Genomic DNA, 16298 nt, shown 5'->3' with positions numbered 1-16298 from the left:
CAATATGGTTGGAAAATTGACAGAAGAACAATTAGCGGTAAAGCAAGCAGCGAGAGAATTTGCACAGCAAGAATTACTCCCCGGTGTAATCGAACGGGATAGGAATATGACATTTGCAACTGAGCAAGTAAAGGCGATGGGGGAAATGGGCTTTATGGGTATGATGGTCAGTGAAAAATATGGCGGTGGAGGAATGGACACCATGTCTTATGTGGTAGCTATGGAAGAAATATCTAAGATTGATAATTCATGCTCCGTAGCAATGTCCGTTAACAACTCCTTGGTTTGTTGGGGATTAGAGACTTTCGGAACAGAAGAGCAAAAGCAAAAATACCTAACTAAATTAGCTTCAGGAGAGCAAATCGGTGCATTTTGTTTATCGGAACCAGAAGCGGGAAGTGATGCTACTAGTCAGCGAACCACTGCTATCGATAAAGGAGATCATTACTTGCTCAATGGGACTAAGAATTGGATCACAAATGGTGGAAGTTCGAGCGTACACCTTGTCATTGCTCAGACGGATGCTGAAAAAGGACATAGAGGGATCAATGCACTTATTGTGCCTACAGACTTAGAAGGCGTAGAAATTGGCGCGAAAGAAGATAAGCTAGGAATTAGAGGTTCTGATACGCACACCATCATGTACAACAACGTGAAAGTGCCGAAAGAAAATAGAATAGGTGAAGACGGATTTGGGTTTAAATTTGCGATGAAGGTACTTTCTGGAGGAAGAATAGGAATTGCAGCCCAAGCACTAGGTATTGCAGCGGGAGCATACGAATTAGCCGTAAAGTATTCTAAAGAAAGAGAAGCCTTCGGAAAATCAATTTCTAAACATCAAGCGATCGCATTCAAACTTGCGGATATGGCCACAGAAATTCAGGCGGCTCGTTTATTGGTTTACAATGCAGCACGACTAAAAGATGAGGGCAAAAATTATGATATGGCATCCAGTATGGCTAAACTTTTCGCTGCTGAAACGGCAATGAAGCATACGGTCGAAGCGGTGCAGATTCATGGTGGCTACGGATATGTGAAGGAATACCATGTAGAGCGATTAATGAGAGATGCAAAGATTACCCAAATTTATGAGGGAACATCTGAAATCCAAAAATTGGTTATTTCTAGAACAGTACTTTCAGGAAAATTATACGAAGAAGGATAATGATAAATAAAGGTTCATTACATTTAGGGACTTACGCAGGAATACCGCTGAAAGTACACTGGACCTTTGCTTTAATATTTGTATTAGTTATAGGCTTAGGAACAAAGCAAGGTAGAGCACTAGACGAAATTGGACTCATAATCATTTTAGTCATCGTTTCTTTCATCTGTGTAGTGCTTCATGAGTATGGACATGCATTAATGGCTAAACGATTCAATGTGAAAACCATCGATATCATTCTATCTCCTATCGGTGGCCTAGCTCGCTTAGAAAGACTTCCATCTAAGCCGTTACAAGAGTTTTACATCGCTATTGCTGGACCAATGGTCAATATCGTAATTGCTGGATTCATTGGATTGATCCTATATTTCGGCTCTATGCCCATATTGATAGACTTAGACTCGAGCGTAAGTAATTTCAATAATTGGGGAGCGTATCTAAGTATTGTTTTATACATCAACTTAATGTTGTTCTTGTTCAATCTGATTCCCGCTTTCCCAATGGATGGTGGAAGGATACTCAGGGCCTTACTTTCCATAAAATTAGGTAAGAAAAAATCCACGGATATAGCTTCATGGATCGGCTATGCAATAGCTGTCGGTTTTGTAATTCTAGGTATTGTCTATGCTTATTACACATTAAGCATCATAGGATTTTTTGTGATGTTTATGGCTAGAGGCGAAAAAATTTCAGCTAGACAAGAGGATTTCTTAATCACTAATGATTCTGATCTCGAAGGCTTAATGACACATCATCAATTCTCTCCAGAAACACCGATGCAAGAAATCATTAATCATTACTACGATGAAAGAGCCAGAAATTTCATGGTATTTCATGAGGATGGAAACTTAGCAGGAATCGTAACGGAACCAGCTATTAAGTCGTGCATAAAGGATCAGAAATTCAAAGAAGAGGCCGCTGAGTATACAGAACCTATATTTAAATTGATAGACAAATCAAGTCTTCAGACTATTCTCAGCACGATGAACAATGAAAGACTGCGCTATGCGGTGGTCAATGGTCAAGAGGGTGGTTTCGGACTAATAGAACGATATAAAATTATCGAAAGAATGAATGGAAAGTAATGTACTTTACTCCTTATTAATGTCTACAGAGATCTTAATATCTTCATTTATAACATTCTTAAATACGATCCTCGCTAAGAAACTTCAAATGTTATCTTAACATTCGCTCTAAATTTTTCAACTTTACCCTTATTAACCGTCACACTCTGAGATTGTACATATGCTGATCTAATATTTTTGATAGATTTCGCTGTCTTTTTAATTGCTTTCTGAGTTGCATCTTCCCAACTAACTGTTGATTCCGTTAATACTTCAATCACTTTTAAAACTGCCATGATATTTGTTTTTCATAGATGAGTTCAAATACCATACCAGTTTAACAACCAGCGTATTACATATCTATTGATTCCCACATGCATTCAAGTATGAAACCTCAAATCATGAATAGAAAGGTTAGGTTTAATTCTAATTTCTACAGTATAAACTATAAAAATATCAGGAGGCAATAAGCACTAATATGCCTTCCTATGTGTAGCAAAATTCTTACTTATTAACTGCTATAACTTGTCTAATTCACTAAGCGCTATCTGAGCTTTCTCGAATGTAGAATTGAAGACTAAAGCTTGATTAAGATCTGCCCTGGCACCATCTTTATCCCCTTGGAACATCCTAGTGATTCCTCGATAGTAATAACCCAGATAATTCTGAGGATCTATTTTAACAAGAATATCAAAGTGTTCGAATGCCTGTGGAAGCGAATCTTGATCCAGATATAGGATTCCAGTATTCAAATACGCATCGGTATACTGTGGATCTCGTTGATTAATTTCTTTGTAAATTTTTATGGCTTCAGAAGTTCTATTAGAATTCTGCAAATAGAAAGCTTTCGCGTGGTAGGCTTGCAGATTTTCAGGATCTAATCGTATCGCATTATCATAATAACGCCCTGCAATTTTGAAATCTTTCTCAGCAAATAGATCACCTAAGATGACCCACGCATCGATGATTTCAGGATCTAATTCAACTGCTGACTGGAAGCTATTAATTGCTCTGTCTTTATCTCCTTGCGCTCTATAAATCATTCCCAGCATAAAAAATGCTTCTGCATTCTGCTTGTCTTGATTCATAATTTTCTGCACCGTGAAAAAAGAAGCATCATATTGCTTTAGAATCAACTGAAGCTCGGCTAATTTCAGAAGTGATGGGATTCTATCAGGAAACTTTTCAACCACTTTCTCCATAATATCTAGCGCTTCTCCAGATTTAAAATAATCTAAATAAGTGTCTGAAAGCAAGTGATAATATTCTGCCTTCGAAGAATCTATACTGATCGCTTTTTTCAAATCATCTATCGCCGGATCGTATAATTCCCTATCTCCTAGAATCCGAGCTCTTTCGTAATAAGTATCTGCATTATTAGGATCTTCAGCTATAGCATTCGTTAATCCGACAAGCACTGGATCGTCTGATGCTATCGAAACCGATGGTGCTTGCTGTTCTACTTTTTCGGGCTTACAACTCATTGTGAAAACCAGAAAACAAATAAAAATTATATTGAATTTATTAAAAATTGCGTTCATAGAATGCAAAGATACGGAACCCGCTCACTTCATTTCAAATTTCGGAACAGTTTTTGTCATATTAGCATAATGTGTAATATGATAATCATTAAACAAGTATTCATGAGCAGAATTATATTAGCCCTTTTCGCATTGACAATAAGCTTTTCTGTCTTTGCTAACAATGACAAAAAGAATGGAACAACCGCATATGTAGATGCATATGTCGAGATTGCTATCTCAGAAATGAAACGTACTGGCATTCCTGCAAGTATAAAATTGGCACAAGCCATTTTAGAATCTAATGCTGGAAGAAGCGAGATGGCGATGATGGCTAACAATCACTTCGGAATCAAATGTGGTAATGACTGGCGTGGTACTTCTTACTATAAAATAGACGATGATAAAGATCACAGAGGAAAATTAATCGAATCTTGTTTCCGCGTCTATAAAGATGCTACAGAATCATTTATCGCTCACAGTAATTTTTTACAAAATAATGGACGTACTTCTCGATATGATTTCCTCTTCGATTACAAAACAACAGATTATAAAAAATGGGCAAAAGGGCTTCGTAAAGCTGGTTATGCAACCGATCCTAATTACCCACAAAAGCTAATAAACTTAATAGAAAAATATGAATTATACCGTTATGACAGTATGGGTAGTCCTGATTTTAATCACAATTTTGCTGAATCTACAAATCAAGAAAAGCCTACAGACAAACCCACAACAGACAAACCTAGAGTAAGTAGAGAAGATCGGACAAAAGATGTTATAGCTTCTAGCTCTAGCAACTTCAAAATGCCTCGTTCTAAATTTATCAATGAAGCAAAAACCATTTCGGCTAAAGGTGGTGAAACACTTAACGACATATCGAATGCATCTGGAATTCCGCTTGCTTCATTAGTTGCATTTAATGATAATCAGATAGAGCCTTATGAAGTAATCCCTGCAAAATCTACCATTTACCTAGAAAAGAAAAGACTATCTCTTAAAGGCAAAAAGAAGTTTCATCAAGTTCGTGATGGAGAAACCATGGGTGAAATCGCTCAGAAATATGGAATCGAACTCGAAGCACTTTACATTCGAAATAGGATTCCATTTGGATCTGAGGTCAAGACTGGAGAGAAAGTCATGTTAAAAGGACTGCTTAGAACAGGCAAAAAGCCAGAATTATCTAAGAAAAGCAAATCTGGTGTAGTAGAAAAGTCTAGATTTGTAGAAGAAACAGTTGAATATATATTTAGCAAGAAAAATGGGAACTAGAATTAAATTAATCTTCTTAATACTTTGTGTTGCCGGCGGGGCACATGCTCAGAGTTATGTTTTTGGAATAAAAGGCGGACCTGTAATTGCCACACAGAACTGGAATAATTTCCAAAGAAATCCGCTCTTTGCAGGACATGCCATCCTCTCTATCGAAACATGGGCAGAAGATGATCCCAATTCACTTTTTGCGCAAATCGGCTATCATGAAAGGGGAAGTTCGCTAAGGCAAAATTTCATTAACCCAACCACTGGCTTCAGCCCGCAGACTAATAGTTTTAAATTTAGAAATGCTGGGTTAACGATCGGTGCAAAGCGAAAAATTAGGATGGGAACTTGGAGTCCATATTACACTTTAGGTATCCGAGGAGAATACACTTTTAGTACCAATCTAGATGAATTTGTGGATAAAAATTTTACTTCTATCACCACCTATCCTCTTAACGAATTCGTAGAACACTGGACATATGGAATATATGCTGGTGGCGGTACAGAATTTGAAATTTCAGAATTTATTGGTGCCGTTGTTGAGCTATCTGTTTTACCAGATTTAGGAAGACAATATTACCAACCTGCATTAAATGATGTCTCTGTATACAATCCATACACTGGGACGACAACAAGAGGTTTGTCTGAAAAAACAATTCGAAATGTATCGCTTGAAATCTCTTTCGGTCTTCGTTTTCTAAGAAAAGTAGAATATATAGATTAGATCCTTTGGCGGAGTTGCTTTCTATGTCTACGGAAGTGACTCTTGTAGAAATCCAGCATTCCATTTAATGACATTCTCAGGCCAAAAGGGTGCTTGTAAACTTCCTTATCGATGTATTTCTCAGGAACATTATGAATAAATGCTAGCAATTCAGCTCTGAGTGCTTTCCATTTCTCCTTTATTAATCCCAATTCACTTTCTGCCACAAGCTTATCAGAAGTAACAACATCAGGCGCTTTAAACTTAAATGGCGATTGCAAGGACCAAGAAATTAAGCGACCATTTATCCAAGTACGAAAATTGGCTGTCTTAAGCTTAGGGTCGAATGACAATTTCTTCTTGCAATATCCTAATGACAGTCGCTCAGACAAAATAATATGATCCAAAATCTGAATAGGCGACCAAGTGTTTGCATCCTTTTTCTTATTCAAGGTTTCAAATGAATTACCCTTTAGTTCATTGAACAATTGATCCATTTCAATGTCTAGATTTTGAACTTTTTGTATTAATTTATTTCTTAGCATAATCGGTTTTTTTAAGAAAATATTGACATCTAAGTTAAAACCAATTAAAAACATAATCTAATAAATTGTTTTTTTGTTACTTACAGAAGTATGGGAAGAAAATCTATTATCACCATCATTACGTTAATGAGTGCCGCGCTCATTGGAATTATTGTCATCCAACTATATTGGATCAATGAATCTGTACGTAGAAATGAAGAATCTTTTAACAGCAGCGTATATCTCATCTTAGGGAAAGTTCAACAAAAATTGCAGGAAGGTGCAGATGAACCACTAGAAGCATATGATTACTTTAAGAAGAATAATCGAACTGAACTAAAAAACTCGATCACGAAGGACATGGAGTTGTCGCTATCGGATCTTGATCCCTATAATAAACAGCGATTAATGTTTGAGCTTAGAAGTCTAGAATCGAGCATTAATCCATCTGTAAAATTAGAAGGAATCGACCCTAAAGAAGTCAAACAATTTATAGAAGCTGAGATGAAAGAACAGAATATCGATGCTAAGTACGATTTTGGTATTTTTTCTTCGGAAATGAGAGATTTCATTATTGTTAATGGTGTGTATAATGCAACCATAGGTGAGACAGAAGACATGTCTACTGTTAAGACAGGCATGAATAAAAGTTTATATTCCTCGCCATATCAAATCCAACTTTTTGCTTCTGAATTCGATGTCCCAGGATACTTAAAAATTTCGTTTCTTAATAAGACAAGGGCTTTATGGTCTTCAGTGATGCCTTCGTTAATTAGTTCGATCATATTCACTGGTCTAATTTTATTCTGTTTCAGTTACACCATATATGTTATCCTTCGTCAAAAGCAAGTTTCAGAAATGAAAACGGATTTCATTAACAATATGACCCATGAATTTAAGACACCAATTGCAACGATTTCATTAGCAGCTGATTCTATAAATAGTCCGAAGATTTCTTCTAATCCTGATAAAGTGAGAAGATTTTCGAACATTATTAAGGAAGAAAATAATCGAATGTTGAGTCAAGTGGAGAAGGTTCTTCAGATGGCTGTTTTGGACAAACGAGATTTCAGTCTTAACCTTACAGAAATAAATATTCACTCCTTAATTCGTCAAGCTGCAGAGCACGGAAAGCTACAATTACAACGTAAGGAGGGGACAATTTCATTAAATTTAGATGCAGAAAATCCAAAAATCAGAGGCGATGAGACGCATATCAATAATATTATCCATAACTTGTTGGACAATGCGATCAAATATACTCCTGAAAAGCCAAGGATTAATATTAGCACGCATAATAAAACTAATGGCATAATCATTAGCGTATCTGACAATGGAATTGGTATGACTAGTGACGCACGTAAACAGATTTTTGACAAATTTTATAGAGTGCATACTGGGAATTTGCACGATGTAAAAGGTTTTGGACTTGGGCTGAGCTATGTGAAAGCAATAGTGACTGCTCATAAAGGATGGATAGAAGTAGAAAGCGAATTGGGCAAAGGCTCGAAATTTAATGTCTATTTACCATCCTAAAAAGAGTGACTTATTAAAATCAATACGTCTTTATATTATTAGAAGATAAAACACAACGACAAATGACCGCTAAAATATTACTCGTAGAAGACGATCAGAACTTTGGGGATGTTTTAAGATCATACTTAGAAATGAATGAATATGATGTCAATCTTGCCTCTGATGGTGAGATGGGACTTCAAGAATTCAACAAATCTGACTATGACCTTTGCATTCTAGATGTTATGATGCCTAAAAAAGATGGCTTCACACTGGCCAAGGATATCCGGCAAAAAGACAAAGAAACGCCTATTATCTTTCTAACTGCTAAAACACTTAAGGAAGATGTTCTAGAAGGTTTTAAAATTGGTGCCGATGATTATATCTCTAAACCATTTAATTCCGAAGAATTACTTTACAGAGTTCAAGCAATTCTGAAAAGAAGTGCTAAGTCAGAAGATCCTGAAGAAGATACTAAAGAGTTTACACTTGGAAAGTATCACTTTAATTACCCATTGAGAATTCTTACATTTAACGGAACGGACAAAGAAAAACTGTCTCCTAAAGAAGCTCACTTACTAAGATTATTTTGTATTTATAAGAATGACGTTCTACCTAGATCTATAGCTCTAACTAAGATATGGGGAGAAGACAATTACTTCACAGCTAGAAGTATGGATGTTTTTGTAACTAAACTCAGAAAATACTTAGCTAAAGATGATGCCCTTGAAATCGTAAATATTCATGGAAATGGATTCCGATTATTAGAGGGAGAAGGGTAATTTCAACACTCAAATTTTACAATTTCTATTAACAAATTTAGTCTCCGAAAGGTGATTAACTCTACTTTTGAAAAATAAACCTTTTTATAAGTAAAAAGTCATTTCCTAATTAAAGGAAATGACTTTTTGCTTTCATCCAAATAATTATTTGCTGGACAGTGAATAACTGAGAGGCAAAAGATTTTACAAGATTAAGCTTTGTTGCTTTTGATCACTTTCACACTGTAGACTTGCTCATCCGCAAAGAAATTAACGACATACATTCCGTCTACATAATTAGTTAGATCAAGACTCACATCACATTGTGCCGTTATTTTTTCTGAATGTATTAACATTCCAGAACTTGTCGTTAAGGTGATTTTATTGACTCCGCTAGGCACTTTTACTTGTAACAAATCAAGTGTAGGATTCGGAAAAACTTCTATGTTTTCGAATACCACGTTATTATCTTCTTGGCTTTGGCATGTACCAGGATCTGTGTAATTAATAATTACTCTAACAAGCAAGTCATTCAATTTTTCTACTTCGAAATCTTTAACAATTGGATCTAAATGAGCATTTCCGATTCCCGAGTGATCCGTTAAAAATACGTAAGTTCCGTTCGTCATTACAGACATAAATTTCATCAAATATTCCGTCTGTCTGTTAATTCCACTAGCTGTAATTGGAATTATTTTTATTCCCATTGCAGAAGCAAAAGCAATCTGGGACTGAAGATCTTTTAGCACATCTTGATTATGATGTGGAGGAGCATCTAATACTAAAAATACAATTCTAGCAATGGCATCATGACTCCAATCTTGCATCAATGCTTCTTCTAATCCTTCATTCACCGCTTCTGGGTAGTCTCCTCCTCCACCGGCAGACTGCATATTAATAAAGTCTAGAACTTTCTTCTCTTTAGAGCTCAAGGGAGATTGCACCGTTAAGTAATCATCCGTTGCATCTCTATAAAATACAGATCCCCAACTAAAATCAATATTAGATCTTGAAGATTCGACCTGGCCGATAACATCTTTTAATTCAGATTTCAGAAATTCAATTTCATCTCCCATAGATCCTGTTGCATCTACTACGAACATGATCTCCGCTTTCCTAGGAGCATCGCATTCTTCTTTGAAATTAATCCGATTAACACCCTCTTTTGCTGTTCTAACTTTCGTAGAAGTAAATTTATTCTCTCTAGATTCTACGATAAGCTCCATATTTTCTCCTATAGTTTCTGTCCACAACTCCGCCTTCCCAGCATTATCCGTTTTGGAAGTCCAGACGATTTTACCACTAGACTTCATGGTCACCAAGCAATCCGCAATAGGTAATTCGTATTGATTCGTTACAAAAACAGAAACCCGCTCTTTAGCATTTACCTGCCAGTATTCGCCCATTTCTTTGTAGTCTGCTTCCTCCACTAATTTCATCCATGCTTCCCAATTATTCAAGTCATTCCATTCTCCAGCGGTCAGTTGACCTGCTCTTGTATCCACTTCACTTTTAGTCATTTCCTTAACTTTCCCTCTACCTTCGGGACTTGTACTTGCTTCACTTTCTGCATAATCATCAGCTATTCCTTCTGAAAAAGTAGAAGCTGGTAAAACTGGAGATGGTTTTAATGCCGAATGTGACATCAGCTTTTTTTCCCTCCTTGCACTACTACTTTCCATAATGGCTAGATCACGATGCTTTTCTGTTGTGGTACGGCCTTCTTCTAAGAATACTCTTAGTGCTTTTCTTAATGTGATATTGACATCTTGAGCTTTATAACCGTAGTGTTTAATGGTCAATTTTTTAGTTTCTACAGGAACCATCATTTCGAATTGGCCCAAAGAATCTGTCATTGTGCCCTTTTTAGTCCCTAGAACAAAAACAGTCGCACCATGAATCGGCTCACCTTTCGTATCGAAGACCACACCAGCTACTTTTATATTTTCAAATGATCTAATAAATTTTGTCGAAAAAGCTAGACAGAAAATAGTGGATAATAATAGGATTGATTTCATGTTAAATATTTTTTTTAATTTTCAATTTGTTGATTGTAGCAGATGATTCAAAATTGAAATCTGAACTAATTAATAGATTTTTTCAACTTCGTTACCGAATCACTTCTTACCTTAGATGTTTCATTCATTCCGATTACATAAAAGAGAATCATTTTATTTGCAAAAGCCTGAAAAAAATATTGATTTAAAAGAGGATATTGCTTCTATTCAGAAGTATAAAAAAAGTCGCGATCAGGCAGATATGACGGTCTTCTTCAGCAAATACATGAGCATGATTTACGCTGTCTGTCTCAAGTATTTAAAAAATGAAGAAAAAAGTAAAGATGCGGTAATGGATATCTATGAAAAGTTAGTTGAAAAACTACTCAAACATGAAGTGGCTTATCCGAAATCATGGTTATATACATTAACCAAAAATCACTGTTATGAAATCCTAAGGAGCCAATCTAGAGTACTAGAAAAAGAAAATCAGGCTGCAATTATGTATTCTGACGATGTCTACCGTCTAAGTAATATAGAGGAGAAAGAAGCAGAATTAGGGATGCTGGAAAATTGCATCGAAAAATTAGAAACTGAGCAGCAACAATCTGTTCGATTATTTTATTTAGAGAAAAAAACATACAAAGAAGTAACTGATTTGATGTCTATCACGTGGAGTAGAGCAAGGTCTTTAATTCAGAATGGGCGGAGGAATCTTAAAAACTGTATGGAAAAGAAATATGAATCCATCAAAGAAAAATAAATTATTCGAAAAATACATGGCTGGTGATATTTCGCAAGACGAAATGCACGAGTTGAATCAGTATGCTTTAGAAGATGATTTTCTTTTCGAGGCGCTGGAAGGTGCAGCAGGATTCGAAGCAGGAAATAAAAATGCTATTGAAGATCTCAACCAAAAATTAAAGTCGAAAACTCAGAAAAAAAGGTCTCCACTTTATATATGGATGTCCGCAGCCGCAGCTGTAGTAATTTTAGTAGTTGCTATTACTTTTATTCCAGATTTAAAAAATGATGCAATTAGCGAGGTCGTCATGGAAAAGGTAGAAAAAGACTTTTCTGATGAAGACTTGGAACTGAGTGATATTGCTCAATCACAAGTGGCGGAAACAGAAGCCAATGAACCAGAAACAGGCATTTCCTTACCTAAACCACTATCAAAAGCCAAATCAAGTCCTTCCCAGGAGTCTAAGAAAATTAATGATTTAGTATCTGAAAAAGCAGATCAAACTTCAGATCAGTTCTCTAATAAAATAGCGTTAGAAGAAGAAATTGCAGAATCAGAAATAGCTCCCTTAGAGAAAATTGATCTTGCGAAAGTTGAATTAGAAAGCACAGGAGATGGACAGGTTATAATTGAATTAACCGAAGCACCTCCAGCACCTGCTGTTAAATCAGATGATGTAGCAAGTCCATCCTTAGCCCAATCTGCACCTGTTGCCTCACGTCAGAAAAAAGAACTCAGAAGAAGTGCGTTCCAGAACGCAGAAACTGCGAAAATTTCTTCATCCAGTATCCTAGACGATGGAATTTCTACTTCACCAATTACTATTCAATATAATGATCCTGGAATTGCATTGAAATTTCAGGAATATGCTCTTGAGCAATTAGACTTAGAAGGATTCCCTGAACTTATAGGTATTGAAATGATCATAAATGATCAGCAAGAGGCAAAAAATATTGTTGTAAAAACTATACTTACTCCTGCCCAGAACAAGGAAATCAATCAATTAGTCGAATCTTTTAAAGAATGGGGTGAAGCTGGGAACAAGACGCTTAGAATTATGTTAAATAAGTAATGAAATACATTAGTCTATTTTTCAAGAAGTTATTTATACTACCTGTCCGGTTTTACCAGATTGCTATATCCCCATTACTCGGCCCATCGTGCCGCTATGATCCTACGTGTTCACATTATATGATTGGAGCTATTCAGGAATGGGGTGTGTTTAAAGGTTTATATCTTGGAATTAAACGAATATTGAGTTGTCATCCATGGGGAGGACATGGTTACGACCCAGTTCCGAAAAAGAAGAAGAAAGAGAACATTAACTCATGATGACAACGCTTTCTCATGATAACAGCGCTTTCTATTGATGACAGCGCTTTTTTTAGCGATGTTATCAATTTACAAATAACATTTACTTTTCATAACAGCGCTTTCTATTGATGACAGCGCTTTTTTTAGCGATGTTATCAATTTACAAATAACATTTACTTTTCAAGTCCAATCTTATATCTATTCAGCAACGCCTAATTTATCCCTTTCAGAAATGGTACAAATCTAAAATCTCCAAAATTCTCCGTTTTCACTTCATCTTTTGAAACTTTAGTAATCCGAAGCATTTTCTGGACCTTATCTCCAACTGGAATGACTAATACACCTCCGATTTTCAATTGCTGAATCAAAGTATCTGGAACATAAGTAGCTCCAGCAGTTACCAATATTTTATCAAAAGGTGCGAATCTTTCGGATCCCATATACCCATCGCCTAGTAAAAGTCGGATATTGCCATAACCTATACTCGGAAGAAACTTAGTCGTGATTTGATATAGTTTTTGTTGACGCTCTATAGAATAAACCTTAGCGCCCATTTCTGCAAGGACAGAAGCTTGATAACCAGATCCCGTGCCGACTTCCAAAATTTTATCTCCCTTTTTCACCCGTAGTAAACTCGACTGGAAGGCAACCGTATATGGCTGTGAAATCGTTTGATCTGACTCTATCGGAAATGGTACATCTTTATACGCCCATTCTTCGAATGCTTTATCCAAAAAGAAGTGCCTTGGAATTTCTCCCATTGCATGCAAAACATCTTGGTCCGCAATACCTCGCTGTCTTAATTCACCCACTAATTTCATTCTCATCCCTTTATGTCGATAGGTATCCACAAGAGTTTTTCTTTTCCGCTTGGAGGTATAGGTAGCATTCATAGCGCCAATATATTAAAACTTTTTTTAATATGTTTATTTTATCTTTGCATTTATTCCAATATCATTAATTTTACAATGAACAACATTACATTATGGAGGAACAAATTATTATCGGACCAGATGGCTGGAAAGCGATCATCGCTCAAGGTTTTACAGTAGAAAATATCAGTCGAGTAAGCCAAGCAACAGCGGAATGGATGAAAACTCAGAACTTCACGAAGGTTGTCATCGGTTTTGATACACGTTTCGGAGGCAAAATGTTCTCAAGAAAAATTGCCAAAATAATGGCTAGCTATGGCTTCGAAGTTTTTATTTCCGAAAAATTTGTGACTACAGCAATGATTGCTAATGGTGTAATGGAGTTAAACGCTGATCTAGGAATCTATATAACTGGAGGCACGAAGCCATTCTTCTTCAGTGGTTTAAAGTTGATTTCCAAAGATGGAGGTTTGGTAGAGCATCAAATCGAATCCTTAATTAAAGAAAAATTCGACTTAGAAACAAAAAAGCTAAAGCAATATAAGGCCAGCCAGCAAATTAAAGTTGTTAATTTAGAAGAACAATACTACCAAAGACTTATCAAGGAATTTGACATAAGTGCCATTAGAGCTGCTGATGTTCTAGTCGTTGTAGATCCAATATATGGTGCTGGGCAGAAAATCTGGAAAAGAATCCTTCCAGAATCTTTAAGACTCAGAAGTGAGAACAATCCTACATTTGACGAAAAACTTCCTATCCCCACGAATGAGAATTTAATTCTCATGTCCCAGTTAGTTGGAGAAACAGAATATACTTCATGTGGGATAGGACTTGGTGGAGCAGCTGAAATGATAAACATTTGCGATGAAAATGGTGTTTTTGTTGATGTTGATCATATAAAGTCCGTTTTAGATCTATCAGAAATGAAAGATGGCGTATGGATAGCCCTTTCATTATTGCAACATCTGGCTAATACTGGCAAAAAAGTCAGTGAACTTTAATCACGAATGTTAATAGAACTTCGTTATGAAAGATGAAATAACAATAATACAAGTTACGACTGTGAGATGAAATAACTTAACTATTTTGACCAACAGAAGTAAAGTATACGAACTTATTTTGCAGATATAGAAGCTAGTATTAGATTTTATAATGGATTTTCTGAGTTTTACAATTATTGCACTTTTAGTTCGTTTATAAAACATTGACATAAAAGAAAAAAATGAAGAAACTTACACTCATCATAGTCGCAGCTACCATACTATTAGGTGTTTCAGCATTTACATGGAATGACAGGTATTTTGAAATTCTTAAAAACATGGAGATTTATACCAATGTATATAAGGAGTTAAATGCCAATTATGTAGATGACATTGACCCAGGAGAGTTGATGAAGATAGGTATAGATGCGATGACGACTTCATTAGATCCGTATACAAATTATATTTCTGAAGCGAGGGTAGAGAATTATAGAATTTCTACACAAGGGAAGTATGAAGGCATAGGAGCGATGATAAGAGAAGTGGATGGTGTAGTAACGGTCGTAGATGCATTCGAAAATAGTCCAGCGCTAAAAGCAGGTATGAAAATCGGAGATCAGATAAAAGCCATCAATGGATTGTCTACAAGTGATAAATCTGGTGAAGATGTCTTAACCCTGTTCAGAGGAGTTCCCGGCACAAAAGTAGAAATGACGATCGATCGTCCTGGTGAACAAAAAGGAATGAAGATTCAATTAATAAGGGAGGAAGTTTCTATTCCTAATGTTCCGCATTCTGGAATGGTATCAGATGAAGTAGCTTATGTTTCATTAACTACTTTTACTGCCAATGCTTCCGCGAATATTCGAAAAAACTTGAACAAATTGAAGAAAGAGAATCCCGAGATGAAGGCGGTTATCTTAGATCTTAGAAACAATGGTGGAGGTTTATTAAGAGAAGCGATTAATGTTTCCAATATATTTATTCCACAAGGTCTACCTGTAGTGAGTACTAGAGGTAAAGTGGCGGAAAGAGATAAGTCTTACTCAACGACGAACAATTCTTGGGATACTGAAATTCCACTTGTTGTATTGATCAATAAATCATCTGCTTCGGCTTCGGAAATTGTGTCTGGTGTAATCCAAGATTACGATCGAGGTGTGCTGATGGGGCAGCGGTCTTTCGGAAAAGGGCTGGTTCAGAATACCGCGGAGGTCGGTTATAACTCAAGATTAAAATTGACCATCTCTAAATATTACATCCCTAGTAATCGATGCATTCAGAGCGTGGCATATGAAAATGGTGAGCCGATAGACATAGAAGATGATAAAAGATCAACATTTAAAACACGTAACGGCCGACCTGTTCTAGATGGTGGAGGCGTAACGCCAGATGTAAAAATTCCTGCTGAGAAAATCACGGACTTCAGTCAAGCATTGATAGATCAATACATTATATTCAAGTATGTTAATCAATATGTAAGTAAACATGACAGTATTAGCGGTCCGATAGATTTCCAGTTCGAGGAATATGATGAATTTGTAAAATTTGCAGAATCTAATCAATTCGTATTCGAATCTAAAGGTGAGAAATTACTTAAAGAACTAGAGACCTCAATACAGAAAAACGAGGTAGATTTAACATCGGAAGTAGAAGGTCTATCTTCTAAAATTAAGAATTTTTACAAGAACAGTTTCGAAAATTATAGAGACGAAGTGACAGAATTAATTGCTGAAGAAATTATAAACAGGTACTACTTCGAAGAGGGTAAAGTTCAGAGGAAACTAGATCAAGATCAAGAAATTCAGGAAGCGATCAAACTATTAGGAGATCCTAAGCGATATCAAGAGATTTTAAATTAAGGAATAGAAATCCTTTATA

Annotated in this window: 16 protein-coding genes; 11 read left to right on the top strand and 5 right to left on the bottom strand. The window is 36.1% G+C overall.

The window, feature by feature from the left end:
* Positions 1 to 4 precede the first annotated feature (4 nt).
* Positions 5 to 1165 carry an acyl-CoA dehydrogenase family protein gene (locus L2586_RS17555; protein ID WP_235294243.1) on the top strand — a complete coding sequence of 387 codons (1161 nt, stop codon included), beginning with the start codon at positions 5 to 7 and terminating at the stop codon, positions 1163 to 1165.
* Positions 1165 to 2250 (top strand): site-2 protease family protein, encoded by a 1086-nt coding sequence (locus tag L2586_RS17550; protein WP_235294242.1) that lies wholly within the window; start codon positions 1165 to 1167, stop codon positions 2248 to 2250. The genes L2586_RS17555 and L2586_RS17550 overlap by 1 nt, the downstream gene beginning before the upstream one ends.
* A 74-nt stretch (positions 2251 to 2324) precedes the next feature.
* Here L2586_RS17550 and L2586_RS17545 read toward each other — a convergent pair whose 3' ends face one another.
* Positions 2325 to 2525 (bottom strand): dodecin family protein, encoded by a 201-nt coding sequence (locus tag L2586_RS17545; protein WP_235294241.1) that lies wholly within the window; start codon positions 2523 to 2525, stop codon positions 2325 to 2327.
* A gap of 222 nt (positions 2526 to 2747) precedes the next feature.
* A complete protein-coding gene (locus tag L2586_RS17540; RefSeq protein ID WP_235294240.1) occupies positions 2748 to 3713 on the bottom strand; it encodes a tetratricopeptide repeat protein in 966 nt (321 codons plus the stop codon).
* A 159-nt stretch (positions 3714 to 3872) separates the two neighbouring features.
* On the opposite strand from L2586_RS17540, the gene L2586_RS17535 reads away from it, so the two are divergent.
* Both L2586_RS17535 and L2586_RS17530 read left to right on the top strand, forming a co-directional pair.
* Positions 3873 to 5018 carry a glucosaminidase domain-containing protein gene (locus L2586_RS17535; RefSeq protein ID WP_235294239.1) on the top strand — a complete coding sequence of 382 codons (1146 nt, stop codon included), beginning with the start codon at positions 3873 to 3875 and terminating at the stop codon, positions 5016 to 5018.
* The gene (locus tag L2586_RS17530) at positions 5008 to 5730 is read left to right on the top strand and encodes a hypothetical protein (RefSeq protein ID WP_235294238.1); all 723 of its coding nucleotides are present in this window, start codon (positions 5008 to 5010) and stop codon (positions 5728 to 5730) included. The genes L2586_RS17535 and L2586_RS17530 overlap by 11 nt, the downstream gene beginning before the upstream one ends.
* On the opposite strand, the gene L2586_RS17525 is transcribed toward L2586_RS17530, so the two are convergent.
* The gene (locus L2586_RS17525) at positions 5727 to 6254 is read right to left on the bottom strand and encodes a DinB family protein (RefSeq protein ID WP_235294237.1); all 528 of its coding nucleotides are present in this window, start codon (positions 6252 to 6254) and stop codon (positions 5727 to 5729) included. The two genes, L2586_RS17530 and L2586_RS17525, sit on opposite strands and share 4 nt — an antisense overlap.
* Positions 6255 to 6344: 90 nt before the next feature.
* Here L2586_RS17525 and L2586_RS17520 point away from each other — a divergent pair, with 90 nt between their 5' ends.
* Together L2586_RS17520 and L2586_RS17515 are read left to right on the top strand one after the other, a co-directional pair.
* Positions 6345 to 7769: a sensor histidine kinase gene (locus L2586_RS17520; protein ID WP_235294236.1), complete on the top strand. Its 1425-nt coding sequence runs from the start codon at positions 6345 to 6347 to the stop codon at positions 7767 to 7769.
* A 62-nt stretch (positions 7770 to 7831) separates the two neighbouring features.
* The gene (locus L2586_RS17515; protein ID WP_235294235.1) at positions 7832 to 8530 is read left to right on the top strand and encodes a response regulator transcription factor; all 699 of its coding nucleotides are present in this window, start codon (positions 7832 to 7834) and stop codon (positions 8528 to 8530) included.
* 191 nt (positions 8531 to 8721) lie between these two features.
* On the opposite strand, the gene L2586_RS17510 is transcribed toward L2586_RS17515, so the two are convergent.
* Positions 8722 to 10527 (bottom strand): carboxypeptidase-like regulatory domain-containing protein, encoded by a 1806-nt coding sequence (locus tag L2586_RS17510; protein WP_235294234.1) that lies wholly within the window; start codon positions 10525 to 10527, stop codon positions 8722 to 8724.
* A gap of 157 nt (positions 10528 to 10684) precedes the next feature.
* Here L2586_RS17510 and L2586_RS17505 point away from each other — a divergent pair, with 157 nt between their 5' ends.
* Genes L2586_RS17505 through yidD form a run of 3 tightly spaced genes read left to right on the top strand, consistent with a single transcriptional unit; the run spans position 10685 to position 12583 of the window.
* Positions 10685 to 11269: an RNA polymerase sigma factor gene (locus tag L2586_RS17505; RefSeq protein WP_235294233.1), complete on the top strand. Its 585-nt coding sequence runs from the start codon at positions 10685 to 10687 to the stop codon at positions 11267 to 11269.
* Positions 11208 to 12323: a hypothetical protein gene (locus L2586_RS17500; RefSeq protein ID WP_235294232.1), complete on the top strand. Its 1116-nt coding sequence runs from the start codon at positions 11208 to 11210 to the stop codon at positions 12321 to 12323. The genes L2586_RS17505 and L2586_RS17500 overlap by 62 nt, the downstream gene beginning before the upstream one ends.
* Positions 12323 to 12583, top strand: a complete 261-nt coding sequence (gene yidD / locus L2586_RS17495) for a membrane protein insertion efficiency factor YidD (RefSeq protein ID WP_235294231.1) — start codon at positions 12323 to 12325, stop codon at positions 12581 to 12583. The genes L2586_RS17500 and yidD overlap by 1 nt, the downstream gene beginning before the upstream one ends.
* Positions 12584 to 12777: 194 nt before the next feature.
* Here yidD and L2586_RS17490 read toward each other — a convergent pair whose 3' ends face one another.
* Positions 12778 to 13458: a protein-L-isoaspartate(D-aspartate) O-methyltransferase gene (locus L2586_RS17490; protein ID WP_235294230.1), complete on the bottom strand. Its 681-nt coding sequence runs from the start codon at positions 13456 to 13458 to the stop codon at positions 12778 to 12780.
* 92 nt (positions 13459 to 13550) lie between these two features.
* Between L2586_RS17490 and L2586_RS17485 the strand changes: the two genes are divergently transcribed.
* Both L2586_RS17485 and L2586_RS17480 read left to right on the top strand, forming a co-directional pair.
* Positions 13551 to 14438, top strand: coding sequence for a phosphohexomutase domain-containing protein (locus tag L2586_RS17485; protein ID WP_235294229.1), 888 nt, complete (start codon positions 13551 to 13553; stop codon positions 14436 to 14438).
* A 221-nt stretch (positions 14439 to 14659) separates the two neighbouring features.
* Positions 14660 to 16279, top strand: coding sequence for a S41 family peptidase (locus L2586_RS17480; RefSeq protein ID WP_235294228.1), 1620 nt, complete (start codon positions 14660 to 14662; stop codon positions 16277 to 16279).
* Positions 16280 to 16298 lie beyond the last annotated feature (19 nt).

Source organism: Portibacter lacus (genome assembly GCF_021533215.1).
Taxonomy (GTDB): domain Bacteria; phylum Bacteroidota; class Bacteroidia; order Chitinophagales; family Saprospiraceae; genus Portibacter; species Portibacter lacus.
Note: the sequence above shows the minus strand (reverse complement) of the source record. Positions and strands in the feature narration are given on the sequence as shown.